This is a genomic window from Thalassotalea montiporae, from assembly GCF_053485855.1.
Map to the genome: position 1 here is coordinate 1 of NZ_JBQRUO010000024.1, position 411 is coordinate 411.

Annotated in this window: 3 tRNA genes; all 3 read right to left on the reverse strand. The window is 48.9% G+C overall.

Annotation, left to right across the window (positions count from 1 at the left end):
- Window positions 1-16 precede the first annotated feature (16 nt).
- A tRNA-Asp gene (locus ACSLUR_RS19095) sits at window positions 17-93 on the reverse strand.
- 74 nt (window positions 94-167) lie between these two features.
- Window positions 168-244, reverse strand: a tRNA-Asp gene (locus tag ACSLUR_RS19100).
- Window positions 245-313: 69 nt separating this feature from the next.
- A tRNA-Asp gene (locus ACSLUR_RS19105) sits at window positions 314-390 on the reverse strand.
- Window positions 391-411: the final 21 nt, after the last annotated feature.

The window sequence follows — 411 nt, forward strand, 5'->3', positions numbered from 1 at the left end:
TATCGATTAGGAGTGTTGGCGGAGTGGACGGGACTCGAACCCGCGACCCCCGGCGTGACAGGCCGGTATTCTAACCAACTGAACTACCACTCCGCAGTATTACTTATCAACAATTACATTAAAAATTACCGATAAGAATTTTCTTTATTTGAATTCATCTAACGACTTGGCGGAGTGGACGGGACTCGAACCCGCGACCCCCGGCGTGACAGGCCGGTATTCTAACCAACTGAACTACCACTCCGCATTTAGCTTCTATACAAACTGTATATTGCTGCGTCGCTGAAACTGAAGATTAATACTTTACATTAATTGGCGGAGTGGACGGGACTCGAACCCGCGACCCCCGGCGTGACAGGCCGGTATTCTAACCAACTGAACTACCACTCCGCAGCTAATGCAAAATCAGAA